Below are 23,415 nucleotides of genomic sequence, written 5' to 3' on the forward strand. Positions count from 1 at the left end.
TCGCGCCGCTACGGGGCCGGCAGATCTGACTCAGGCTTTCACCGCCCAGCCTTTCTGCTTGCTGGTTTTCCCGATGCCCGGGTTGAAGGTATTGGTCGGATCGAGCTGGCGGTAAAACGCCTGCAGCTGCGGCTTCGCCGCATACAGATGGCCGACGTTATGCTCCGCCGGGTATTCCGCGCCGCGCGCCGCGAGGATCGCCAGCATCTTCTCCTTCAGCGCATGGGCATCTACGCCTTTCTTCACAATGTAATCCTGATGGAACACATGGCAGAAGAAGTGGCCGTAGTAGAGACGATGAATCAGATCGTGATCAAACTCCGGCGGCAGGCGCTCAAACCATTCCTGATCGTTGCGGCGCAGCGCAATGTCCAGCGCCAGAATATCCTCCACTTCGTCAGCGTGCACCGCGTGATAGCGCACGGCGGCACCGGCTGCGGCAAAGCGATGCAGAAAGGCGTGCGCGCCCTCTTTGGCGTCGCAGGCAAAGAACTCACCGCCGCCTTCGCGGAAATACTCCTGCAGATACGCCTGCGCTTCGGCCACGCCGTCGCCGGACATCTTCAGCATCAGGTGATGCTCATATTTGTCACGATACTGCTTCAGGCGCTTCGGCAGGTGCGCCGGGAACCAGCGGCTGATGCGTTGCAGCAGGCGATCGGTAAGGTGCGGCTTCACGAAGCTCAGTTTACTTAGCCAGGCATCCACCCGGCCTTTGAGGGTGAAAAACAGCGGCATCTTGTCGGTGCCGAGTTTATCAATCATCACAAAGGTGTCTTTACCGTACACTTCGGCGATGTCGAAAATATCGCGGTGCATGTATTCACCGGCCACCGGCAGATGGCTGAATTCCGCCAGGATATGGCGACGTATTTCACCGAGCGTCGCCGGATCGTTGGTGCCGATGTAAAACACCTGCTGTTTCGGCTCGGTGGGGAAGGTGTCGAGGCGCACGGCAAACACCGCCAGTTTGCCAGCGCAGCCTGACGCTTCAAACAGGCGCCGCTGGTCGGCATTGAAGCGCGCTGGCGTATCGGCATGAATATCCCGCACCCGCTCGGCGTATTCGTGGTCGGACGCGTGGCGCGCATCCCAGCGCACGTCGCCCGGCTGCCAGCGCTCATCGTCCAGCCGGCCGAGAATCTCTTCCGGCGAATGACCAAGCTCAATGCCCAGATGGTTGACCAGCCGGAGCTTGCCGTCAGCGTCCACCTGCGCAAACAGCGCCATTTCGCTGTAGGCCGGGCCGCGTTTGATCAGCGAGCCGCCGGAATTATTGCAGATGCCACCCAGCACCGAAGCGCCAATGCACGATGAGCCAATCACCGAGTGCGGCTCGCGCCCGAGCGGTTTAAGGGCTTTCTCCAGCTGATACAGCGTGCTGCCGGGGAAGGCGAGAATCTGCCTGCCGCCGTCGATCAGCTGCAGTTTGTCGAGACGCAGGGTACTGATGATCACCACCGGGCGATCGTAATCGTTGCCGTTGGGCGTTGAGCCTTCGGTCAGGCCGGTATTGGCCGCCTGCATGAGCACGATGGCATCGGCCTGCACCAGCGCCTGCAGCACGCGCCACAGCTCCAGCAGCGAGCCAGGGAAAACCACCGCCAGCGCATCGCCTTCGCCGGAACGGAAACCCTTACGATAGCGCGCGGTCTGCTCAGCGTCGGTCAGCAGCTGTGCTGCGCCAACCAGACGGCGCAACTCTGACAGCAGGGCAGGGTGAGAGGTGTTGTTATTCATTAGCCTATCCTTGTCGTTAACGTGGCGCTTCTACTGTAGCACGCGCTGGCCGCAGGGGCGCAGTGTGACAATGGCGGCTACCTGCTATCCTCATCTTGTGGCACACTGCCCCGGTTATTTCGATATTGCGCAGTTACTTAAGAGAACCCGACCTGATGAAATGGATTTACTCTGTTAGCCTCGCTGTTTCCCTTGCCGTGCAACCCGCGTTTGCGGACGACCTGTTCGGCCCCCATCCAATGACGGAACAGGCGCGCGACGCCTTTGTTAATCAGCTGCTGAGCAAAATGACGCTGGATGAAAAGATCGGGCAGATGCGCCTGATCAGCGTCGGTCCGGATACGCCGAAAGAGGCAATTCGCGACATGATTCAGCACGGCCAGGTCGGGGCGATTTTCAACACGGTAACGCGTCAGGATATTCGCGCCATGCAGGATCAGGTCATGCAGCTCAGCCGCCTGAAAGTGCCGCTGTTCTTTGCCTACGACGTGGTGCACGGCCAGCGCACTATTTTCCCGATTCCGCTCGGCCTCGCCGCCAGCTGGGATCTGCAGGCCGTTAGCGAAGTGGGCCGCGTCTCCGCCTATGAAGCGGCGGACGACGGTCTCAACATGACCTGGGCGCCGATGGTGGATGTGTCGCGCGAACCGCGCTGGGGCCGCGGCTCTGAAGGGTTTGGCGAGGATACCTATCTCACTTCGCAGATGGGCAGTACGATGGTCAAAGCCATGCAGGGCAAGAGCGCCGCCGACCGCTACGCGATCATGACCAGCGTTAAACACTTTGCGGCTTACGGCGCAGTGGAGGGCGGTCGCGATTACAACACCGTCGACATGAGCCCGCAGCGCCTGTTCCAGGATTACCTGCCGCCGTATAAAGCTTCGCTGGATGCCGGCAGCGGCGGCGTGATGGTGGCGCTCAATTCGCTGAACGGCACGCCGGCCACCGCCGACAGCTGGCTGCTGAAAGATATTCTGCGCCACGACTGGAAATTCAAAGGCATCACCATCAGCGATCACGGTGCCATCAAAGAGTTAATCAAACACGGCGTCGCCAGCGATCCGCAGGATGCGGTGCGCATCGCGCTGAAATCCGGCATCGACATGAGTATGAGCGACGAGTACTACAGCAAATACCTGCCGGGACTGGTGAAAAGCGGCGCGGTGAGCATGGCGGAAATCGACGATGCCGCGCGTCACGTGCTCAACGTCAAATATGACATGGGGCTGTTCAACGACCCATACAGCCATCTGGGTCCGAAAGGCAGCGATCCGCAGGACACCAATGCGGAAAGCCGCCTGCACCGGGCGGAAGCGCGTGACGTGGCGCGTCGCAGCATGGTGCTGCTGAAAAACTGGCATGAAACCCTGCCGCTGAAGAAAGAGGCCACCGTGGCGCTGGTGGGCCCGCTGGCCGATAGCCAGCGCGATATCATGGGCAGCTGGTCGGCGGCGGGCGTGGCGAAGCAATCTGTCTCGCTGCTGCAGGGCATGCGCAGCGCCATGGCTGGCAAAGGCACCGTGCTGTATGCCAAAGGGGCCAATATTTCCGATAACAAAGGTATCCAGAACTTCCTCAACCTGTATGAGCAGGCGGTCAGCGTCGATGCCCGTTCGCCACAGCAGTTGATTGACGAAGCGGTCGCACAGGCGAAAAAAGCGGACGTGGTAGTAGCGGCAGTGGGCGAGGCGCAGGGCATGGCGCATGAAGCGTCGAGCCGCAGCGACCTGGTGATTCCGCCGAGCCAGCAAAAGCTGCTGGCGGCGCTGAAAGCCACCGGCAAACCGCTGGTGATTGTGCTGATGAATGGCCGTCCGCTGGCGCTGGTGAATGAGGATCGCATGGCGGATGCGATGCTGGAGACCTGGTTCAGCGGTACCGAAGGCGGTAACGCCATCGCCGATGTGCTGTTCGGTGATTACAACCCTTCGGGCAAACTGCCGGTGTCATTCCCGCGCTCGGTCGGTCAGATTCCGATCTATTACAACCATTTGCCGACCGGCCGTCCGTACAATTTCGAGAAGCCGAACAAGTACACCTCGCACTACTACGACGCGATTAACGGTCCGCTCTATCCGTTTGGTTACGGGTTGAGTTATACCCAGTTCAGCGTGTCGCCGGTGAAGATGTCTGCGCCGACCATGCCGCGTAACGGCACGGTGGAAGCCAGCGTGACGGTGACCAATACCGGCAAACGCGATGGTGCTACGGTGGTGCAGCTGTACCTGAACGATCCGGTGGCCAGTATCAGCCGTCCGGTGCAGGAGCTGCGCGGCTTCCAGCGCATCATGCTGAAGGCCGGTGAGTCGCAGACCGTGCGCTTTAAGATTGATGCCGATGCGCTGAAATTCTGGAATCAGAAGATGCAGCACGTCGCCGAGCCGGGCAAATTCAACGTGATGATCGGTCTGGATTCGGTCAGAACTCAGGATGCGCAGTTCGATTATTTGTAATTGAGGGTTTGTTATCCTGGTTTCCCTCACCCTAACCCTCTCCCGGCGGGAGAGGGAACCGATCAAATCGACTTTTAGCGGATATTATCCTCTGACCTGCCAGCTTCAGCGGACTGCCCCCTCTCCCGCGCGCGGGAGAGGGCTGGGGTGAGGGAAAAGGTCATTAGCGCAAGAACGAACAAATGAATCTCCGCCACCGCATCGAACAGCAGGTCTTTCGCCTTAACGGCCTGTCGCTCAACGAATTTGACATCTCCCAGCCGCCGGGCGATCCCGGGCTGTTTGGTCCTGATCACATCATCTGGCAGGTGCACGGCGACTTTCCCGCCATGCTGTGCGGCGGCATCAGCGCGTTGATGCTGCAGATGCTGCATCCGGCGGCGCTGGCCGGCGTATGGGATCACTCCAGCTTCCGCCAGGACATGCTCGGCCGGCTGCGGCGCACCAGCCAGTTCATTGCCGTCACCACCTTCGGCAACACCGCCGATGCGCACACCCTGATTGAGCGGGTCAAACGCATCCATCTGCGCGTCACCGGCATCGACAACACTGGCAAACCTTATGCCGCCAGCGATCCGCATCTGCTCACCTGGGTACACGTCGCAGAAACCAGCCGCTTTCTGGCGGCGCATCTGCGCTACAAAAATCCACAGCTCAGCCTGGCGGATCGCGATCGTTACTACGCCGAAGCAGCGCGGGTAGCGGAAGCGCTTGGCGCGCAGCAGGTACCGAAAAGCGTTGAAGCGGTCGAGGCGTATTTACAGGCGATGCGTGCAGAGCTGGTTTACGATGCGCGCACCCACGAAGTGATGCAGCTGCTGCTGAACGCGCCGGCACCCAGCTGGCAGGCGAAACCGGCGATGCGCGTGATGCTGCAGGCCGGCTGTGGTTTGCTGCCGGACTGGGCGCAACAGCTGATGCAACAGCCGGTCGGGCCGCTGACGCAATGGCGAATTGATAAGCAGATTGCACTAATTGCCGCGCTGTTACGCTGGTCGATTCAGCGCGGCGCCTGGGCGCGAGCGATGCAGCGCATGGGGCGCGATCCGCGTTACAGGTGAAACTCATCCTGCTTGCTGGTGTAGCTGCGCGGCGTGCGCGCCTCGCGTTTTAAGCGTAACTGACGCTGCTGATAGTGATGCAGCAGCATGCCGAGACCCACGCCCAGCAGCGCCAGCGGCATCAGCGTGTAGTAGATATCCAGCGGCAGGAGTATCAGCAGCGCAATGCCGCCGCCGATCAGCGTCAGCGCCGCCATCACCCATGTATAGCGGACAAACAGCCACACCAGCAGGGCGAGCATCACGATATCGCGCAGATTGAGATCGAGGGTTTGCAGCACCATGACGACAGCTCCGCAACAGAAGAGTGCGCAGACAATAGCATGCGAAGCGGCAAAAGAATCGCAAAAAAATCTGAAGCTTCACCGTCGCCGTCCACGTAATTCTTAAGCCAGCCTGAACGGTGGCGCACCGCACTTTGAGAGTTTTACCCTTGTGTCACATGGCGTAAGTGCCGATCCTGCTCTATTCTCGGGGAAAATGGATCCCTCCAGGCATTGTCGAGGCGTTATGACACACCAACCTCTGATTGCTGAGGTGCCGAATCAGCAACACACTTTAACCGCCATCGTCGAGCAGGATGCGCGTACCGCCTATTTTTACATCTGGCCGAACGACCTGTTTCGCAGCCAGTATGCGGTGCGCGGCTGCTGGTTACGCAATCTGCTGCCGGCGCCGGCGCAGGAAGATCGCGCGGCGATGGAGCAGGGTATTGCGCCGCTGCTCAGCGCCAGCTACTGCCGCACGCTGGAAGCGGAACCGATGCTCGATCCGGCCGGCCTGCAGATTCTGTGGGAGCCAAGTGATGACGGCGCGGCGCTGTGGTATTACGGCCAGCTGCTGGCGGTGATCCCCGGCTGGAGCCTGTACCAGGACAAGCAGGTCAGCTTTTCGGCAGGCTGCATCAAAGAGAATCGTCTCACCGCGCCGCTCGGTTCGGCCTCCACCAATGATTACTATGCGCGCGCCGAACAGCAGCGCCATTTCTGGCGTGACTGGCACGATGGCCAGCAGTGGGATCGGGTGCAGAGCGAGCTGCTACAGCGTTATCAGGCGCAGTTTGGCGAGTCGGTAAAATATTACGCCATCGATCAGGGTAACTGGCCGCCGATGGCAATTTCGCAGCACTGGCATAACGGCGTGTGGTATTTCTTCACCCTCGGCATGAGTATCCGGCCGATGCCGCAGGTGGATTATCTGTTTGATGAGCTGGCACCGCAGTACCGGCGCGTGGAGCTGGCGATGGCGGTGGATGGCGAAGTGATGACCGAGGCCAACGCGGTGCAGATGGCCAGCGCGCTGGCGGAGTTTGCTCATCTGCCGTGGGCGCGGCTCACCTGGATTGGCGAAGGGCACACGCTGGCGTCGGAAGTGGCGCCGGTCGGCTTTGAAAGCTTCCTGCTGGCCAACGGTCTGGCAGGTGAAAGCGCACAGCTGCGGCTGCCGAAGCGCGACGGCGATCGGCCGAATCTGCTGTGGGCGACGCCGATCACCGAAGCCGAGCGGCTGTTTGCCCAGGCGGACGAGCGCGGCGGCCAGCAGTTGCTGCAGCGCTTGCTGGCGCAGGGCAGCGATCATGTATTCCGTCCGCGCCAGGAAGTGGTGGAATCCGCACCGTAATGCCTGCAGAATCAGTCGTGTCCGAAGCATCAGATTACCGACCCGATGGGTATTAACCGGATGCTTCCTGCTCCAGCCATGCGATAAAGCGGTTCAGCGACGAGGATTTATCCACATCGGGCGGAATCAATGCCACGTAATGACTTCCCTTTGCCTCAATAGCTAACGGGGTGACAAGCGGGTTGCCCTGCAGGTCATGGCCCAGCATTTCTCTTCCCCCGATGCCCACACCGACACCATCAATGATTGCCTGCAGACTGATATAATTATGTTCGAATCGCTGAAAACGTAGCGGGCGCACATCTTCCACGCCAGCCTGTTTCATCCACTGTTCCCATTCACCTGACCGCGTACGGGATAACACCACAACGTGGTTTGCCAGGTCTGCAGGGGTGTTCAGTGCTTTTGTGGCTAACAGTTTCGGCGCGGCAATCAGGGTGAGCTTTTCCTCAAATAACGGTCTCTTCTCAAAGTAACGCCATTCGGGTTTGTCCACAGCATCCCGGCGAATCAGGACGTCAAAACCAGATAGCCCTTTCACCTCCGAACTGTTTGAAGTGGATACCGAGATTTCAATGTCAGGATGCTGGTTATGGAATGCCGGCAGGCGCGGGATCAGCCAGTGCATCGCAAAAGTGGTTTGCGCATTGACGCGTACCGTGCGGGTATTGGGGGTTTTGCCAAAGCGCACCGCAGCATCGCTGATAATGTCAAAAGCGGTGCTGATCTCTGCGGCAAAAGCCCGGGCATGTTCCGCCGCCACGCTGCGCTGTCCCTGACGTTCAAATAGCGGTTGTCCCAGCCACTCCTCAAGCAATTTGATCTGGCGGCTAACGGCACCGTGGGTAATCCCTAATTCCTCAGCAGCGTCACTCAAACTGTTGGCGTGCGCGGCCGTTTCGAACAGCCGCAGTGCATTCAACGGCGGCAGGTTACGTTTCTTCATCTGTGACTTTTAGTATCGGTAGTGGGCAATATTTATCGATATTATGATCTACGCACCCTCATTAAGATGCCTGCTTTGCCGTTGAAAATGAGGAAACTCAGTGAGTGATTATGTCTTTGTGACGCTGATCGCGATTCTTTCCGGGGCGCTGAGTGGCATCATCGGCACCGGTTCTTCGTTACTGCTGCTGCCGCTGATGGTCAGCAATTTCGGCCCCAGAGTGGCGATGCCAGTCATGGCTATCGCCGCAATTATGGGGAATCTCTCGCGCATCGCAGTCTGGTGGCGTGAAATCGACTGGCGCGCCACGCTGGCCTATACCCTTCCTGGCATGCCAGCAGCAGCATTAGGTGCGCATGTGCTGCTCTCTTTACCCGCCTGGATCATCGATGGCGCGCTGGGGCTGTTTTTCTGGGCGATGATCCTGGTCAGACGCAACCTGAGAAACAATCAATGGACGCTCTCGATAAAGCAGTTAGGGCTTTGTGGTGGCGTTGTGGGTTTTCTGACCGGACTGGTTCTCTCCACCGGACCGGTGAGCGTGCTGATTTTTACCGCCTATGGATTGAGCCGTGGCGCATTTATTGGCACGGAAGCATCCAGCGCTTTTCTGCTATATATCAGCAAGGTCGGTACTTTTGCCTTGCAGCAGGCGCTCACAATGCAGGTTGTGCTCACCGGTTTGTTAGTAGGCAGTGGCATTATGCTGGGCACCCTGAGCACGAAAGCGATCGTCCAGAGACTGTCGGTCACACAGTTTGCCGTGCTGATTGACGTGATCCTGTTTATTTCTGGCGCAGGATTAATCGTTAATGCCTGGTCAGGAGCACAATAGAGTGACTCATCATCTCTATCGCTGAGGAGTCACAGGGCAAGGGTGGTGACAATAAGCGCTCTTATGGTCACGCGATTCAATCAGTTAACCATTTTGTGATCTCGCGCACCTCAAGTTCCTCTGTAACAAGCCGTTAACCTCAATCAGGCAACTCGCCACACCAGGGTAAGGGCACACCGATGTTAAAAACCACACAATCCCGTTTTACCGCGACCTTAGTCGCATTCTTTGTTGTTCTTATGCTGGTCACCGTGCTGGTGATTAACCAGTTCATTGCGCCGCAGCTCAGCCAGAACGAAAGCCGGCTGGTGCGCTATGAGGTGGATGGCCTTGCCGGACGCATCGTCGAGCAGATGAACCGCGTACAGGCGCAACAGCGCGCCATTACCGAGGCGGCAGGCGTGATGGACAGCGCCGCCATTGATACGCTGCTGCCGGCGCTGGTTAACCAGTATCAGGACAGCAACGTGTTCGGTGGCGGTATCTGGCCGTTACCTAACCGGCGCGATCCGGCGAAGGAGAAAGACAGCTCGTTCTTCGCGCGCAACGCCAGTAACCAGCTGCAGGTCAACACCTACTGGAACTCGGAGGCTGCCGACAAATACTGGGAGCAGCCGTGGTACAAAGACGGCATGGCCGCCGAGAAGGGCCAGTGCGCGTGGGCGAAGGCTTATCAGGATGCCGCCAGCCCGCAGCCGCGCACCAACTGCGCCATGGCAATTTACCGTAACGGCACCGTCTGGGGCGTCTCGACCATTGACGTTACGCTCGGCTTTTTCAATCAGCTGGCCCGACAGATGGGTGAGGCGATTCACGGCCGCGTCCTGATCGTCGAAGCGGATGGCAAAGTGGTCGGTAACGCCGCGCTGCTGGAAGGCACGCCGAAGCTGGAGAATCTGGCTGATACCCAGCTGCCAATGGCGGCAGCGCTGAAAGGGCTGCTGGCACAGGCCGGTTCTCAGCCTGCGCAAACCACCTTCAGCGGAGAAGATGGTGAGCACACGCTATTCCTGCAGGCGATTCCCGGCAGCCCGTGGTATCTGGCCAGCGACGTGCCGTCAGCATTGCTGGATGCGCAGACGCACAGCATGCTGACCCGCCTCGGCCTGGTACAGATCCCGCTGGCGATTCTGCTGCTGCTGGTGCTGCTCGGCTTTGTGCGCGCCATGATGAAACGCCTGAGTCTGCTGAATCAAAACATCGAAGCGCTGTCGACCGGCGGTGCGGATCTCACGCAGCGGCTGCCGGCCAGCAACAGCCCGGAATTTAACGCCGTGGCGCAGAGCTTCAACCAGTTCATCGCCCATCTGCAGGGGCTGATGCGCCAGGTGGGCGACAGCGCGCTGGCAATCACCGCAGCTTCGCGTGAAATCGCCAGCGGCAACGCCGATCTCTCGGCGCGGACCGAATCACAGGCGAGCTCGATTGTGCAAACCGCCGCGTCGATGGAAGAGCTGACCGGCACGGTGCGCCAGAACGCCGACAACGCGACGCACGCTAACCAGCTGGCAGATGGTGCGTCTCAGGTGGCGGCGCGCGGCAGCGAGGTGGTGCGTCAGGTGGTCAGCACCATGGGCGAAATTCATCACTCCTCACGTAAAGTGGTGGATATTATCAGCGTTATCGACAGCATCGCCTTCCAGACCAACATTCTGGCACTCAACGCCGCGGTGGAAGCGGCGCGCGCCGGTGAGCAGGGCCGCGGATTTGCGGTAGTGGCCTCGGAAGTGCGCAATCTGGCACAGCGCTCCGCTAACTCGGCGCGTGAAATCAAGAAGCTGATTGAAGAGTCGGTGGCCAATATCGATACCGGCAGCCAGCTGGTGGAGCAGGCGGGACAAACCATGGACGAGCTGATGCAGGGCGTCAGCAGCGTGACGACGCTGATGAGCGAAATCATGTCCGCCAGCCGCGAACAGAGCATGGGCATCGAACAGGTGAACCTGGCGATCACCCAGCTTGACGGCAGCACCCAGCAGAATGCGGCGCTGGTGGAACAGGTTTCCGCGGCGGCGCGTGCCATGGAAGAGCAAAGCGTGCAGCTTGAGCAGGTGGTGCACGGCTTCAAACTGTAACGCAGCGCACACCCCTTACAGCGGCGTCTTTATGGCGCCGCTGTCACGCTTTTTCCTGCCTTTTTCTCCAGAATTATCCGCAGGCTGCTAAGCTTACTGCTTATCGCGACAGCGCACGGAATGTGCGCGATTTTCTCCGCTGCCGCTTCCGCTATTGTGTACAATAGTGGGGATTTTTCCGAAGGAGTTGTCATGCCCGCCATTGAAGTTATCCTCGTCGACCACCTCGATCGTCCCACCGGCAAGATGGAAAAGCTGGAAGTCCATGAGAAGGGATTGCTGCATCGCGCGGTAACGGTTTACGTATTCAATTCGCGCCATGAACTGTTGCTGCAGCGCCGGGCGCAGAGTAAGTATCACTGCGGCGGTTTATGGAGCAACACCTGCTGCAGCCATCCTTATCCACAGGAGCTGACGCGCGACGCGGCTGAGCGCCGCCTGCGTGAAGAGATGGGGCTGGATCTGGCGCTGACGCCGGTGTTTGAGCTGAGCTACAATCTGCCGCTCAGCAACGGCCTGATCGAGCATGAGTATGGTCACGTGTTTTTCGCCATCAGTGACGAAGCGCCGGTGCTTAACCTCGACGAGGCCGACGACTGGTGCTACTGCTCTGTCGAACAGATTCAGCAGGAGATGCGCGATAATCCGGCAAAATTTACGCCGTGGTTCCTGCACACTTTCCCGCGCATCCCCACTACGCTGGGCGATTTCCGCCTCACTGCCTGAGTGAACGCCTCATCGCTGAGGCGTTATCCGCTTACTGAAAATCTTCCGCATCTACATCGTAGCCTGACGGTTCCCAGCGAATCGCCAGCAGCGCCAGCAATCCGGCCAGCGGTGCCAGCAGAATGACCCAGAACACGCCGGTGCCGAACGCCGCCACCAGCAGCGGAAACACAAACAGGGATACCGTCGAGCTGGCGCGCATCAGCGTCTGATTAAAGCCGACGCCCACGCCGCGCAGCGAAGCCGGATAGCTCAGTGAGGCAAAGGTCATGGTGTGTGAACCCGGACCAAACCCCTGACCGAACAGGAACAGCGCCAGCATGGCAATCGCCAGCGCTGCTTCTTCTCCGCCGGCCGGGCGACCAATCAGCGCCAGCCCAAGCAGCGCCGCACACTGGCAGGCGTAACCAGCCACCGACATCTTCCACGCGCCCAGCCGCGGCACCAGCCGCACCGCCAGCAGGCCGCCAACAAACGCAAACAGCAGGTTAAGCGCCAGCGAAACCAGAATGGTGGTCAGCATCGACTGGGCGAGGAAGCTGGAGATGATCACCGGCAGGCCAAAGGCCACCGCGTTGTAAGCGAACGACGAGGCAATCGACGTGATGGTCGCCAGCAGCGTACGGCGGCGGTAAACGCCCTGCAGCAGCGCGCCGTAGTTGCGCCAGCTGGCTTTACGTACCGGCTGTGCGGCTGTGAGATCGGCCTCCTGCGCCACTTCAGCGTTGATGTTATACGATCGCCGCAGAATGGCCGCGGCACCCTGCAGGTTGCCCTGATTGGCCGCCCAGATCGGCGATTCACTCATGTAGCGGCTGCGGATAGCGATGATCAACAGCGCCGGCACCGCGCCAAAGCCGAGAATCAGCCGCCACAGCCAGTCGGTATGGCTCTCCGGCAGCACCGCATACAGCAGCAGCACCAGCAGATAGGAGATGCTGATCGCTGCATACCAGGTCGGACACCACATCGCGACGCTGGCGGCCTTGTTGCCCTGACCGCGTAGCCTGGAAAACTCCGCGAGGAATGCCATCGCCACCGGCAAATCGATGCCGACGCCGAGACCCATCACAAAGCGCGCCGCCGCCAGCACGTACTCATTCGGCGCAAAGGCGCAGGCCAGCGCCGCCACCACGAAGAAGAACATATCGGCCATAAAGACCCGATAGCGACCGATTTTATCGGTGAGATAGCCGCCGATCAGCGCGCCGACAATCGCGCCAAAAGTGATGGCTGACGCGACCATGCCGGTGCCGGCGGGCGTCAGATTGAATTCTCGCGTGACATCTTTAATGCCGAATGCCAGCGCACCGAGATCGTAGGCATCGAGAAAAACTCCGCCCAGCGCGATGGCGATGACGATACGCGCATTGCTGCGCGAGGCGTTACTGTTGTTGACCAGCCGCGTCACGTCGGCCGCGCTGCGAATCCACTGCGTCTCGCCCTGCGGCGTATTCCCTGCCAGCGCCACGTGCGCCGAAGAAGTTAAGTCTGACATGATGTTGTGTGATTTATTGTAAAGAGTGGGGCTATGAGCATAAGCCGCGCATGCAGCAGGAAAAATTCTATTTGGTTATAAGTGCAACCAAAGCGTTCTAAAAAAGCCGTGCGGAAACGCAGAAAAACAGCGATTTGCGCTACCCGTCGCCCCCATCCCGCTGCGCCAGGCTACGCTTGATTATCACTGAGAGAAAACAACGCTGAGGAAAGCGCCATGATTAAGCAGGGTTTATTGGGGATGATCGCCCTGGCGATGAGTGTCGGGGCCGTGCAGGCAGCGGACCCGGTAAAGGTCGGTTCCAAGATTGATACTGAAGGTTCGCTGCTCGGTAACATTATTCTGCAGGTGCTGAATCAGCACGGGGTAAAAACCGTCAACAAAATCCAGCTCGGCACCACGCAGGTGGTACGCGGGGCGATTACCGCTGGCGAGCTGGATATTTATCCGGAATACACCGGCAACGGAGCGTTCTTCTTCAATGATGAGAAAGACGCCGCGTGGAAAAACGCGCAGCAGGGCTATGAGAAGGTGAAAAAGCTCGACGCGGAGAAAAATCATCTGGTGTGGCTGACGCCCGCGCCAGCCAATAACACCTGGACTATCGCGGTGCGCGGTGACGTGGCGCAGCAGAATAACCTGCAGTCGCTGGACGATCTCAGCGCTTACCTGAAAAAGGGCGGCACCTTTAAGCTGGCCGCTTCGGCGGAATTTATTGAGCGCAGCGATGCGTTGCCAGCCTTTGAAAAAGCCTACAACTTCAAGCTCGGCCAGTCGCAGCTGCTGTCGCTGGCCGGCGGCGATACCGCCGTGACCATTAAAGCCGCCGCGCAGCAAACCTCGGGCGTGAACGCGGCGATGGCCTATGGTACTGACGGTCCGGTGGCGGCGCTCGGCCTGCAAACCCTCAGCGATCCGAAGGGCGTGCAGCCGATTTACGCCCCCGCGCCGGTGATCCGCGCCAGCGTGCTGCAACAATATCCGCAGATTGCTGACTGGCTGCAGCCGGTGTTCAGCAAGCTGGATGAGAAAACGCTGCAGCAGCTGAATGCGCAAATCGCCGTTGACGGTCAGGACGCCAGCCAGGTCGCACGGCAGTGGCTGCAGCAGAATAAGTTGCTGTAAGCGGTGCTGTCGCGGGTAAACCGACCGCGTCAGCAGCCGGTGCAATTGGTACTGACGCTGCTGATCACGCTGGCGCTGGGCGCGCTGCCGCTGCTGAGCTTTGCGGCCAACCGGTTGGTCTCCGGACAGCCGCTGATGCTGTGGCAGGTGCAGGCGGGTTGGCTGCTGCTGGTGCCGCTGTTGTGGCTGTGGCTGGGATTATGGTGGCCGCCGGGACGCGGCGCGGCGCTGGCGCAGTTGCTGGGCGCAGAAGCGCTGTTCGCGCTGCTGATTGGCATTGGCGGCCACGCTGCCAGCGAACTGGCCCGCAGCGGCAGTCCGCTGGCGCGTACCGCGCTGGGCAGCGGCTTATGGTGTGCGGCAGGATTAGCGCTGCTGCTGGCGGCCGAAGCCATTCGCCAGCTAAGCCACCATACGTCGCTGCGTATTCTGCTTAACCTGCAACTGTGGCTGCCGCCGCTGGTGGTGCTGCTGAGCGGTCAGCTGGATGCGCTGTCGCTGCTGAAAGAGTATGCCAACCGCACCGCCGTGTTTAACGCGGCATTCAGCCAGCACCTGCTGCTGCTCGGCGGCACGCTGCTGCCCACCTTACTGATTGGTCTGCCGCTCGGACTGGCCATCGCGCGGCGCGCCCGCTGGCAGCATGCCGCTTTCAGCGTGCTGAATCTGATCCAGACCGTGCCGTCGGTGGCGCTGTTTGGCCTGCTGATCGCGCCGCTGGCCGGGCTGGCAGCGCATTTTCCGCAGCTGGCGCGCCTCGGTATCAGCGGGATTGGCCTCGCGCCGGCGCTGATTGCGCTGGTGCTGTATGCGCTGCTGCCGCTGGTGCGCAGCGTGGTAGCGGGTCTGCAGCAGGTGCCGCAGGAGGTGCGCGAAACCGCACGCGGCATGGGCATGAGCGGCTGGCAGCAGTTCTGGCACGCCGAGCTGCCGCTGGCGCTGCCAGTGTGGCTCTCCGGGCTGCGCGTGGTGGTGGTGCAAACCGTCGGGCTGGCGGTGGTCGCGGCGCTGATTGGTGCCGGCGGCTTTGGTGCCATTGTGTTTCAGGGACTGCTAAGCAGCGCGCTGGATCTGGTGCTGCTGGGCGTGATTCCGGTGGTGGCGCTGGCGGTGATATGTGATGCGCTGCTGCGATTGCTGTCGGCACTGCTGGAGAGAGGACATGATTGAGTTTCATCAGGTAAGCAAGGCGTTCGCCGGGAAAGAGGCGATTCGCAACCTGTCGCTGAAGATTGAGAAGGGCAGTTTTACCGTGCTGATTGGCACGTCCGGCTCGGGTAAATCCACCACGCTGAAGATGATTAACCGGCTGGTGGAGCACGACAGCGGCGAGATCCGCTTTGCCGGTGAGCCGATTGAGCAGATGGATGCGCGCGCGCTGCGGCGGCGCATTGGCTATGCCATCCAGTCCATCGGCCTGTTCCCGCACTGGAATGTGGCCAAAAATATCGCCACCGTGCCATCGCTGCTCGGCTGGCCGCGGGAAAAAATTGCGGCGCGGGTGGACGAATTGCTGGCGCTGCTCAATCTCGACGGCTCGCTGGCAACGCGCTATCCGCACCAGCTCTCCGGCGGTCAGCAGCAGCGCGTCGGCGTGGCGCGCGCGCTGGCGGCCGACCCGGAACTGCTGCTGATGGATGAACCGTTCGGCGCGCTCGATCCGGTCAACCGTCAGGCGCTGCAGCAGGAGATGCTGCGTATTCAGCAGCTGTCGGGGCGCACCGTGGTGCTGGTGACGCACGACATCGACGAAGCGTTAACCCTCGCCGACCGGCTGGTGCTGATGGACGGCGGCGAGATTGTGCAGCAGGGGCGACCGATTGACCTGCTGACGCAGCCCGCCAGCGATTTTGCGCGTCAGTTTTTTGGCCGCAGCGAACTGGGCGTGCGGCTGCTGGCACTGGGACGCGCGGGCGCGGCGGCACGGCGCGGCGAATGGCTGGAGGCGGAACCGATCGCCGCCGGACTGACGCTGCGCGAGGCGCTGTCGCAGTTTATCGCGCGCCGCACCGACAAATTACCGGTGGTCGATCAGCATCAGCAGCCGCTGGGCGTGCTGCATTTCAGCGATTTGCTGCGACAGCGGGAGGCGGGCTGATGCGAGTGCTGCGCGATCCGCTTTACTGGCTGCTGGGACTGTTTCTGCTGTTGCTGTGGGGACTGCCGCACAGCGCGCCGCTGTTCGCGCACTGGTTTCCGCAACTGGAGCGGCCGCTGTATCAGCAGGAGAGTTTCTGGCAGCTGGCGCTGGCCCATCTGCTGCTGGTGATCAGCGGCAGCGCGCTGGCGATTGTGGTGGGTGTCGGCTGTGCGGTATTCGCGACGCGTCAAGGCGGCAGGGCGTTTCGCCCGCTGCTGGAGACGCTGGCGGCGGCCGGGCAGACCTTTCCGCCGGTGGCCGTGCTGGCGATTGCCGTACCGGTGATGGGTTTTGGTGCCGCACCGGCGGTGATGGCGCTGTTTCTGTATGGGCTGTTGCCGATCCTGCAGGGCACGCTGGCGGGACTGGACAGCGTACCGGCCAGCAGCCGCGAGATCGCCGTTGGTCTCGGCATGGGACCGTGGCGGCGGCTGTGGCAGATTGAGCTGGCGCTGGCGGCCCCGGTGATTATGGCCGGGGTGCGCACCTCGGTGATGATCAACATCGGCACTGCGACCATTGCCTCAACCGTGGGGGCAGAAAGTCTGGGGTCGCCGGTGATTATCGGTCTGAGCGGCTTCAATACCGCCTATGTGATTCAGGGTGCGTTGCTGGTGGCGCTGCTGGCGTTAATCTGCGACCGGCTGCTGGAGCGGTTGCAGCGCGCACTCAGTGGGTATGCAGAATAAGGCTGTAGCCGACCAGCATCATGCCGCCCATGCCGCCAATCGCCATGATGGCAAACAGGGTGCCAATGAGAAGTTTATTCCAGTTCATAGGGAAACCTGAGAAAAGTCACGGAGTGCGGCATGATAACGCGCACACCGGTTGAGGCAAAGGCCGCGTGTGCGATTTTTCAAACGGGTTCGTGGACATGTATTGAGAAGCCCTGAGCCTGCCAGTGTTCAAACTGCTCCAGCTGACGGCGCGTCGGCTTTTTACCGGTCCAGATAAACAGATGCTGGCCGGGAAATAGCTCCGGACGCGGCATATCCAGCGGTTCTGCCAGCACATCAATGCGCCAGCCCTGCTGCGCTAAGCGCCAGGCTTCCAGCCAGATGCGGGTGCGATCTTCCACGCCCCAGCCAATCATCAGCGCATCTTTGCCGGCTTTTTTACGCGCACCGGCCAGACAGAAGGCGACGTAATCAATCAGCGCGCCGTCCAGCAGGCTGCACATGGTGCGCGCGGTATTTTGATCCAGCCCTAGACGCTGGCGCACCGGCACAAAAACGTGGTCAATCAGCGCGTCCACCGGGTGTTCACGACCAATGGTGGCGATTTTGGTGCGCAATTTGGAAGGCCGCACGTGGCGCAGCACGCTCATCAGCTCTTCCTGCAACGCCGTCCAGCCGTCATGCACGTTGAAGGTCTCTCCTTCAAGCAAGGCTTTGACTTTACCAACGGGCACACCACTCTCTATCCAGCGTTTGATCTCTTCGATCCGCTGAACATCTTCATCATCAAATTGTCGATGACCACCCTCGGTGCGCTGCGGCTTTAACAGCCCATAACGACGCTGCCAGGCACGCAGGGTTACCGGGTTAATTCCACAGCGCTCGGCAACATCGCCGATACTGTATAAGGCCATGGCATCCTCTAAAATTCTGACCTGCATAACAACACCTTAACCGCCAGAGTGAGCTTGTACAATGATTATTTTATTGTACAACTTGACCCACTGCACGATTTCGGGTTTTATCTCTTATATGAGATTTATTTCCCGAAAATGAGAGGTGAAGATGTCTGCTCCAAATACGGAAGATCGACTTGCGGCACGCCTGGCGGAATTACGCCTGCAGCGCGGCTGGTCGCTGGATGAACTGGCTCTGGCAACCGGCATTAGCCGCGCCTCATTGTCGCGCATTGAGCGCGCCGAGACCAGCCCTACCGCCGCATTGCTTAATCGCCTGTGTGTTGCTTACGGCCTGACCATGTCGCGCCTGCTGAGCGAAGTAGAAGAAGACGCGGCGCTGCTGCTGAAAGCGGAGCAGCAGCCGGTGTGGCAGGATACGCAGAGTGGCTTTCAGCGCCGCAACGTCTCGCCACCGGCCAGCCAGTTCAAAGCGGAGCTGGTCGAGGGCGTGCTGCGCCCGGGCGCGCGCATTGATTATGATGCGCCGCCGGTACAGGGGCTGGAGCAGCACATCTGGCTGCAGTCGGGCGAGCTGACTATCACTATGGAAACGCACAGCTGGACGTTACAGGCTGGCGATTGCCTGCGCTTCCACCTCAGCGGACGTTCCTCTTTTCAGGCGCATGCTGAAGGCGGCGCGCGTTACATTCTGGTGGTGTGCAAACCATGATTGAAATCGATTCTCTCAGCGCCACGCAGGCGCAGCCGCTGCTGGCGGCACTGTGCGATGTACTGCACGGTTGTGTGGCGGACGGTGCCAGCGTCGGCTTTATCGACGCGGACGATCGCGCGGTAATGGCGCGCTTCTGGCAGGATAAAATTTACAGCCTGGCGAGCGGGGATAATCAGCTGCTGGTGGCCTGGCAAGCGGGCGAGATTGTGGCCACGGTGATGCTGGGCTTCAGCAGTATGCCCAACGGCCGCCATCGCGCGGAGATCAGCAAACTGCTGGTGCATCCGCGTGCGCGTCGCCAGGGCATTGCGCGCCGTCTGATGTTACGCGCTGAAGAACTGGCACAGCAGCAGGGCAAAACGCTGCTGGTACTGGATACGCGCAGCGGTGATGTCGCCAGCGCGCTCTATCTGTCGCTCGGCTGGCAGGTCGCGGGTTCAATCCCCTATTATGCCGAATCGACGGCCGGTGAGCTGGATGCCACCACGGTGATGTATAAGCGGCTGGCGTAAGCGTTCTGATGCTGTTACCGGATGCCGCCTCTCCCTTGTCCGCAGGCTGCTTCTCCCTCTCCCTCTCCCGGTGGGAGAGGGCCGGGGTGAGGGCATCAGCGTGCACATTCCATCCCGTGCCAGCAGAAACCCGGTCGCACGCACCGTATCAGTGCGCCGCCGCGGCCTCGCTCAACCCCAGCGACTGCATAAACAGCCGGATAATCGGATTTATTTTCCGGCCCTTCTTCATCACCAGACAAAACGCGGTTTCGCGACGCAGCGTATCATCACCCAGTTCACACAGTTGACCGCGGGCAATAAACGGGGCGGCATAATGTTCCGGTAAATAGCCAATAAAGTGGCCGGTTAAAATCAGCATCGCCACCGATTCCACCTGTACCGCCTGCACACCGCTCTCCTGCACCGGAATCAGGCGGCGTTCATCGCGCGGGGTAACATATAAATGATTAATAATTTTCTGCTCACGTAATACTTCCACCGAAATATTTTTATCGCAAGATCCGGAATAGAGTGGATGTGACGCAGCGCAATATAATTTTGCGTATTCTTTATAAAGTTCGAAATAATCGAAATCATTTTTCATTTCATAGGCGGGAGCAATGCCGCAATGAAAACGCCCTTCGCTAATGCCGCGCTCAATATCATCCAGCTGCGCGGTCTGCAGACGAATCTGCACCTTTGGCGCTTTCTGGTGCAGCTGTTGCACCGCGCTGGTGACCGGCGAGTGCGGATCGCTGATGGTGTTATCCACCACGCAAATTGCGATGTCGCCCAGCAGTTCGTTGCGGCTGTTGTGCAGCCGTTCACGAAACAGGTTAAGCGACACGAACAGCTCCAGCGTGGCCTGATATACGTTGATGCCGTACTGTGTCAGCTCAAAGCCTTCACGGCCGCGGCTGCACAGCGTCATGCCCAGCCGGATCTCCAGATCGGAAACCTGTTTACTGATCGCCGCCAGGCCAATATTTAATTCGTGACTGGCGGCGGTTAATCCACCGGCTTCCACCACGCATTTAAATACCCGCAGCAATTTTAAGTCGATATTACTCAGCGCCAGAACCGCATTATCGCCGCGATTATTCGCATTGTTTCCAGACTGGGAAACTTTACTTTCCATTTTTGCTATTCAACTCCGGAATAATTGCGGTGAAAGTACAGTGAATCTGAAATACCACCTATTTGCCAGCGTGGCAATAAAATAAGTTTTTATTATCGCTACCGGCTGAATCTTAACTTTTTCATATTGCTGCAGCTGATTTGTGAGGGAAATAGCATGTCTGAGAATGCCGAACTGCTCTGGGGCGCGCGTTTTAAAGCGGCACCGGCAGCCAGTTTAACCGCGCTGTCGCGTAGCCCGGAATATTACTTTGCGCTGGCGCCGTACGACCTCGCCGGTTGCCGTGCCCATGCGCAGGAACTGGCGCGTGCCGCGCTGTTAAGCGCTGACGAGCTCAGCACCATGCTGGCGGCGATTGACGCGCTGGACGCCGATTATCGCGCTGGCCAGCTGCAGCCGATTGCCGCCGATGAAGACGTGCATACCTTCATCGAACGCGCACTGACAGAACGTCTCGGCGCGCTGGGCGGCAAGCTGCGTGCCGGCCGTTCACGCAACGATCAGACCGTCAACGATCTGCGCCTCTATCTGCGCGATAACGGCCGCAAGCTGGTGAGCGCGCTGCTGCAACTGCAGCAGGCGCTGGTGACGCAGGCCGCGCAGCACACCGACAGCGTCGCCCCGGGTTTTACCCATCTGCAGCAGGCGCAGCCGATTGTGTTTGGCCATCAGCTGCTGGCGCATGCGCAATCCTTCGCGCGTGACATCGAGCGTATGCAGGACTGGGATCGCCGCAGCGCGCGCTGTCCGCTGGGCGCGGCAGCAATGGCCGGTTCGGCGATTGCGCGTCAGCCCCAGCTGGCCGCCGCCGATCTCGCCTATCTGGCGCCCTGTGAAAACTCGATCGATGCGGTCGCCAGTCGCGACTACGCCGCGGAATTCCTGTTCGTCACCAGCATGATCGGCATCAATCTGTCCCGCCTGTGTGAAGAGGTGTGCATGTGGGCGTCGCGTCAGTTTCGCTGGGTGGAGCTGCACGACAGTTACGCCACCGGCAGCTCGATCATGCCGCAGAAGAAAAATCCCGATATCGCCGAGCTGACGCGCGGCCGCAGCGGCCGGCTGGTCGGCAACCTGATGGCGCTGCTGACCACCATGAAAGCCATGCCGCTCTCTTACAACCGCGATCTCAGCGACGACAAACGTAACGTGATTGATGCGGTTGATACGCTGCTGATGGTGCTGCCCGCCATGGCCGGCATGATGGCGACGCTGAAATTTAACACTGAGGTGATGCGCGAGCAGGCGCCGGATGGCTTCACGCTGGCGACCGAAGTGGCCGACTGGCTGGCAGTGCGCGGCGTGCCGTTCCGCGAGGCGCACGAGATCACCTGGCAACTGGTGCAGCTGTGCGAACGCGAAAACTGCGGCCTGGCCGATCTGACGGATGCGCAGTTGTATGGCGTCGATGCGCGTCTCACGCCGGAAGTACGCCAGGCGTTAACGCTGGAAGCGGCGCTGGCAGCCCGCAGCGGCTACGGCGGCACCGCGCCAGCACGGGTGCGCGAGCAGCTGGCACGTCTGCAAACCCTGATGCAGGACCAGCAGCGCTGGGCCGATGATTACGCCGGACCGCGCGCCTGAGGAGAGCCTATGTCACACACCACACCGGTTGAACCGTCGGTCAGCAATGGCCGCGTCCAGCCCCATTACGATCTCGATCGCTATCAGGTGGTGCCGCGCCGCTATTATGGCCGCATCACCGCATCGGCAGTGATCCTCGTGCTGCTGGCGCTGCTGGTCAACGCCTTTGCGCACGGCAACATTGAGTGGTCGTTCGTCGGCCAGTTCTTCACCGCGCAGGCGATCCTGAATGGCGTGGTTAACACGCTGATCATGTCGGTGCTGGCGATGGCGCTGGGCATTCTGTTTGGTGTCATTACCGCCATCATGTACATGTCGCCCAATCCGGTGCTGCACTACATCGCAGTGGGCTATGCGTGGATCTTTCGCGGCACGCCGCTGATTTTGCAGCTGCTGCTGTGGTTTAACCTGGCGCTGGTGTTCCCCACCATCAGCATTCCCGGCCTGTTCAGTGTGCAAACCGTCACGGTGATGACGCCGTTTCTCGCCGCGCTGCTCGGCCTGAGCATCAATCAGGGTGCGTACACCTCCGAAGTGGTGCGCGCCGGGCTGTTGTCGGTGGATACCGGTCAGTATGAAGCCGCCAAAGCCATCGGCATGCCGCGTCTGCAGGCGCTGCAGCGCATCATTCTGCCGCAGGCGATGCGGGTGATTCTGCCGCCGGTCGGCAATGAGTTCATCAGCATGATCAAAACCACCAGCCTGGCCAGCATGATTCAGTACTCCGAGCTGCTGTACAACGCGCAAACCATCTACTTCGCCAACGCGCGCGTGATGGAGCTGCTGTTCGTCGCCGGCATCTGGTACCTGATTATCGTGACGCTGCTGTCGTTCGGACAGAGCCAGCTGGAACGTTACTTCTCACGCGGCCATCGTCGTCGCCAGTAACCGGGAGTGAGAGATGAGAAACATCGTGCGCGCCGTCAAGGTGAACAAATATTTCGATCAGTTCCACGCGCTAAAGGACGTCAGCCTGGAAGTGAACTACGGCGAGGTGATGTGCATTCTCGGCCCGTCGGGTTCCGGTAAAAGTACCTTTCTGCGCTGTATTAACCAGCTGGAGAAAGTGGATCAGGGCGGCATCTGGGTCGACAACGAGCTGGCGGGCTATCGCATTGCCGGCAACAAGCTGCATCCGCTGAGTGACAAACAGATTGCGCGCCAGCGGCTGCAGACCGGCATGGTATTTCAGCGCTTCAACCTGTTTCCGCACAAAACCGCGCTGGAGAACATCATTGAGGGGCCGTGCCGCGTGCTGCTGCGGCCGAAACGCGAGGCCAGCGAAGAGGCGATGGCGCTGCTGGATCGCGTCGGACTGGCGCACAAAGCGCACGACTATCCGCAGTCGCTCTCCGGCGGCCAGCAGCAGCGTGTGGCGATTGCCCGCGCGCTGGCGATGAAACCCAAACTGATGCTGTTTGATGAACCGACTTCGGCGCTCGATCCGGAGATGGTCGGTGAAGTGCTGGCGGTGATGCGCCAGCTGGCAAAAGAAGGCACCACCATGCTGGTGGTGACCCACGAAATGGGCTTTGCGCGTGAGGTCGCTAACCAGGTGGTGTTTATGGATGAGGGACGCATTATTGAGCAGGGCGCACCGGAAGAGATTCTGCTGAACCCGCAAAACCCACGGATGAAAAACTTTATCAACGCGATTCTTCTTTAACGTGA

General features: G+C 60.1%; 21 protein-coding genes. 15 read left to right on the forward strand and 6 right to left on the reverse strand.

Annotation, left to right across the window (positions count from 1 at the left end):
* Window positions 1-30: 30 nt before the first annotated feature.
* Window positions 31-1,740, reverse strand: coding sequence for a D-lactate dehydrogenase (gene dld / locus MXF20_RS00935; protein ID WP_325967113.1), 1,710 nt, complete (start codon window positions 1,738-1,740; stop codon window positions 31-33).
* Between the two features lie 155 nt (window positions 1,741-1,895).
* Between dld and bglX the strand changes: the two genes are divergently transcribed.
* On the forward strand, window positions 1,896-4,193 hold the full coding sequence (bglX, locus tag MXF20_RS00940) for a beta-glucosidase BglX (protein ID WP_325967115.1): 2,298 nt from the start codon (window positions 1,896-1,898) through the stop codon (window positions 4,191-4,193).
* Between the two features lie 182 nt (window positions 4,194-4,375).
* Window positions 4,376-5,254 (forward strand): oxygenase MpaB family protein, encoded by an 879-nt coding sequence (locus tag MXF20_RS00945; protein WP_325967116.1) that lies wholly within the window; start codon window positions 4,376-4,378, stop codon window positions 5,252-5,254.
* Here the strand turns inward: MXF20_RS00945 and MXF20_RS00950 are convergent.
* Window positions 5,245-5,538, reverse strand: coding sequence for a hypothetical protein (locus tag MXF20_RS00950; protein WP_325967118.1), 294 nt, complete (start codon window positions 5,536-5,538; stop codon window positions 5,245-5,247). The genes MXF20_RS00945 and MXF20_RS00950 overlap by 10 nt on opposite strands.
* Before the next feature lie 226 nt (window positions 5,539-5,764).
* Here MXF20_RS00950 and MXF20_RS00955 point away from each other — a divergent pair, with 226 nt between their 5' ends.
* A complete protein-coding gene (locus MXF20_RS00955; RefSeq protein ID WP_325967120.1) occupies window positions 5,765-6,874 on the forward strand; it encodes a suppressor of fused domain protein in 1,110 nt (369 codons plus the stop codon).
* A gap of 52 nt (window positions 6,875-6,926) precedes the next feature.
* Here MXF20_RS00955 and MXF20_RS00960 read toward each other — a convergent pair whose 3' ends face one another.
* The gene (locus MXF20_RS00960; RefSeq protein WP_325967121.1) at window positions 6,927-7,820 is read right to left on the reverse strand and encodes a LysR substrate-binding domain-containing protein; all 894 of its coding nucleotides are present in this window, start codon (window positions 7,818-7,820) and stop codon (window positions 6,927-6,929) included.
* A 100-nt stretch (window positions 7,821-7,920) separates the two neighbouring features.
* On the opposite strand from MXF20_RS00960, the gene MXF20_RS00965 reads away from it, so the two are divergent.
* The 3 genes from MXF20_RS00965 to idi all read left to right on the forward strand — a co-directional run bounded on the left by MXF20_RS00965 (window position 7,921) and on the right by idi (window position 11,456).
* On the forward strand, window positions 7,921-8,655 hold the full coding sequence (locus MXF20_RS00965; protein WP_325967123.1) for a sulfite exporter TauE/SafE family protein: 735 nt from the start codon (window positions 7,921-7,923) through the stop codon (window positions 8,653-8,655).
* A gap of 179 nt (window positions 8,656-8,834) precedes the next feature.
* Complete coding sequence (locus MXF20_RS00970) at window positions 8,835-10,730, forward strand: methyl-accepting chemotaxis protein (RefSeq protein WP_325967124.1); 1,896 nt, start codon at window positions 8,835-8,837, stop codon at window positions 10,728-10,730.
* A 192-nt stretch (window positions 10,731-10,922) separates the two neighbouring features.
* Window positions 10,923-11,456 (forward strand): isopentenyl-diphosphate Delta-isomerase, encoded by a 534-nt coding sequence (gene idi / locus MXF20_RS00975; RefSeq protein WP_104092729.1) that lies wholly within the window; start codon window positions 10,923-10,925, stop codon window positions 11,454-11,456.
* Window positions 11,457-11,487: 31 nt separating this feature from the next.
* Here the strand turns inward: idi and MXF20_RS00980 are convergent, their stop codons facing one another.
* Window positions 11,488-12,954: an MFS transporter gene (locus MXF20_RS00980; RefSeq protein ID WP_325967125.1), complete on the reverse strand. Its 1,467-nt coding sequence runs from the start codon at window positions 12,952-12,954 to the stop codon at window positions 11,488-11,490.
* Window positions 12,955-13,170: 216 nt separating this feature from the next.
* Between MXF20_RS00980 and MXF20_RS00985 the strand changes: the two genes are divergently transcribed.
* The 4 genes from MXF20_RS00985 to MXF20_RS01000 are packed head-to-tail and all read left to right on the forward strand — an operon-like array spanning window position 13,171 to window position 16,908.
* Window positions 13,171-14,079, forward strand: coding sequence for an ABC transporter substrate-binding protein (locus tag MXF20_RS00985; RefSeq protein WP_325967127.1), 909 nt, complete (start codon window positions 13,171-13,173; stop codon window positions 14,077-14,079).
* Window positions 14,080-14,118: 39 nt separating this feature from the next.
* A complete protein-coding gene (locus tag MXF20_RS00990) occupies window positions 14,119-15,249 on the forward strand; it encodes an ABC transporter permease (protein ID WP_418936819.1) in 1,131 nt (376 codons plus the stop codon).
* Window positions 15,242-16,177 (forward strand): ABC transporter ATP-binding protein, encoded by a 936-nt coding sequence (locus MXF20_RS00995; protein WP_325967129.1) that lies wholly within the window; start codon window positions 15,242-15,244, stop codon window positions 16,175-16,177. Before MXF20_RS00990 ends, MXF20_RS00995 begins: the two co-directional genes overlap by 8 nt.
* Window positions 16,177-16,908 carry an ABC transporter permease gene (locus MXF20_RS01000; RefSeq protein WP_325967132.1) on the forward strand — a complete coding sequence of 244 codons (732 nt, stop codon included), beginning with the start codon at window positions 16,177-16,179 and terminating at the stop codon, window positions 16,906-16,908. The genes MXF20_RS00995 and MXF20_RS01000 overlap by 1 nt, the downstream gene beginning before the upstream one ends.
* 167 nt (window positions 16,909-17,075) lie before the next feature.
* Here MXF20_RS01000 and MXF20_RS01005 read toward each other — a convergent pair whose 3' ends face one another.
* Window positions 17,076-17,810, reverse strand: a complete 735-nt coding sequence (locus MXF20_RS01005; RefSeq protein ID WP_325967134.1) for a MerR family transcriptional regulator — start codon at window positions 17,808-17,810, stop codon at window positions 17,076-17,078.
* Between the two features lie 151 nt (window positions 17,811-17,961).
* On the opposite strand from MXF20_RS01005, the gene MXF20_RS01010 reads away from it, so the two are divergent.
* Window positions 17,962-18,525, forward strand: coding sequence for an XRE family transcriptional regulator (locus tag MXF20_RS01010; RefSeq protein ID WP_325967136.1), 564 nt, complete (start codon window positions 17,962-17,964; stop codon window positions 18,523-18,525).
* Window positions 18,522-19,040 (forward strand): GNAT family N-acetyltransferase, encoded by a 519-nt coding sequence (locus MXF20_RS01015; protein WP_325967138.1) that lies wholly within the window; start codon window positions 18,522-18,524, stop codon window positions 19,038-19,040. Before MXF20_RS01010 ends, MXF20_RS01015 begins: the two co-directional genes overlap by 4 nt.
* A gap of 148 nt (window positions 19,041-19,188) precedes the next feature.
* On the opposite strand, the gene MXF20_RS01020 is transcribed toward MXF20_RS01015, so the two are convergent.
* A complete protein-coding gene (locus MXF20_RS01020; RefSeq protein ID WP_325967139.1) occupies window positions 19,189-20,160 on the reverse strand; it encodes a LysR family transcriptional regulator in 972 nt (323 codons plus the stop codon).
* 156 nt (window positions 20,161-20,316) lie between these two features.
* Here MXF20_RS01020 and argH point away from each other — a divergent pair, with 156 nt between their 5' ends.
* Genes argH through MXF20_RS01035 form a run of 3 tightly spaced genes read left to right on the forward strand, consistent with a single transcriptional unit; the run spans window position 20,317 to window position 23,410 of the window.
* Window positions 20,317-21,744, forward strand: a complete 1,428-nt coding sequence (gene argH, locus MXF20_RS01025; protein ID WP_325967141.1) for an argininosuccinate lyase — start codon at window positions 20,317-20,319, stop codon at window positions 21,742-21,744.
* A 9-nt stretch (window positions 21,745-21,753) separates the two neighbouring features.
* Entirely contained in the window at window positions 21,754-22,632 is an 879-nt protein-coding gene (locus tag MXF20_RS01030) for an amino acid ABC transporter permease (RefSeq protein WP_282995665.1), read from the forward strand.
* A 13-nt stretch (window positions 22,633-22,645) separates the two neighbouring features.
* On the forward strand, window positions 22,646-23,410 hold the full coding sequence (locus MXF20_RS01035) for an amino acid ABC transporter ATP-binding protein (RefSeq protein WP_021508448.1): 765 nt from the start codon (window positions 22,646-22,648) through the stop codon (window positions 23,408-23,410).
* The last annotated feature ends 5 nt before the right edge of the window (window positions 23,411-23,415 follow it).

The sequence above is a fragment of the Pantoea dispersa genome, from assembly GCF_035783935.1.
GTDB classification, from domain to species: domain Bacteria; phylum Pseudomonadota; class Gammaproteobacteria; order Enterobacterales; family Enterobacteriaceae; genus Pantoea; species Pantoea dispersa_C.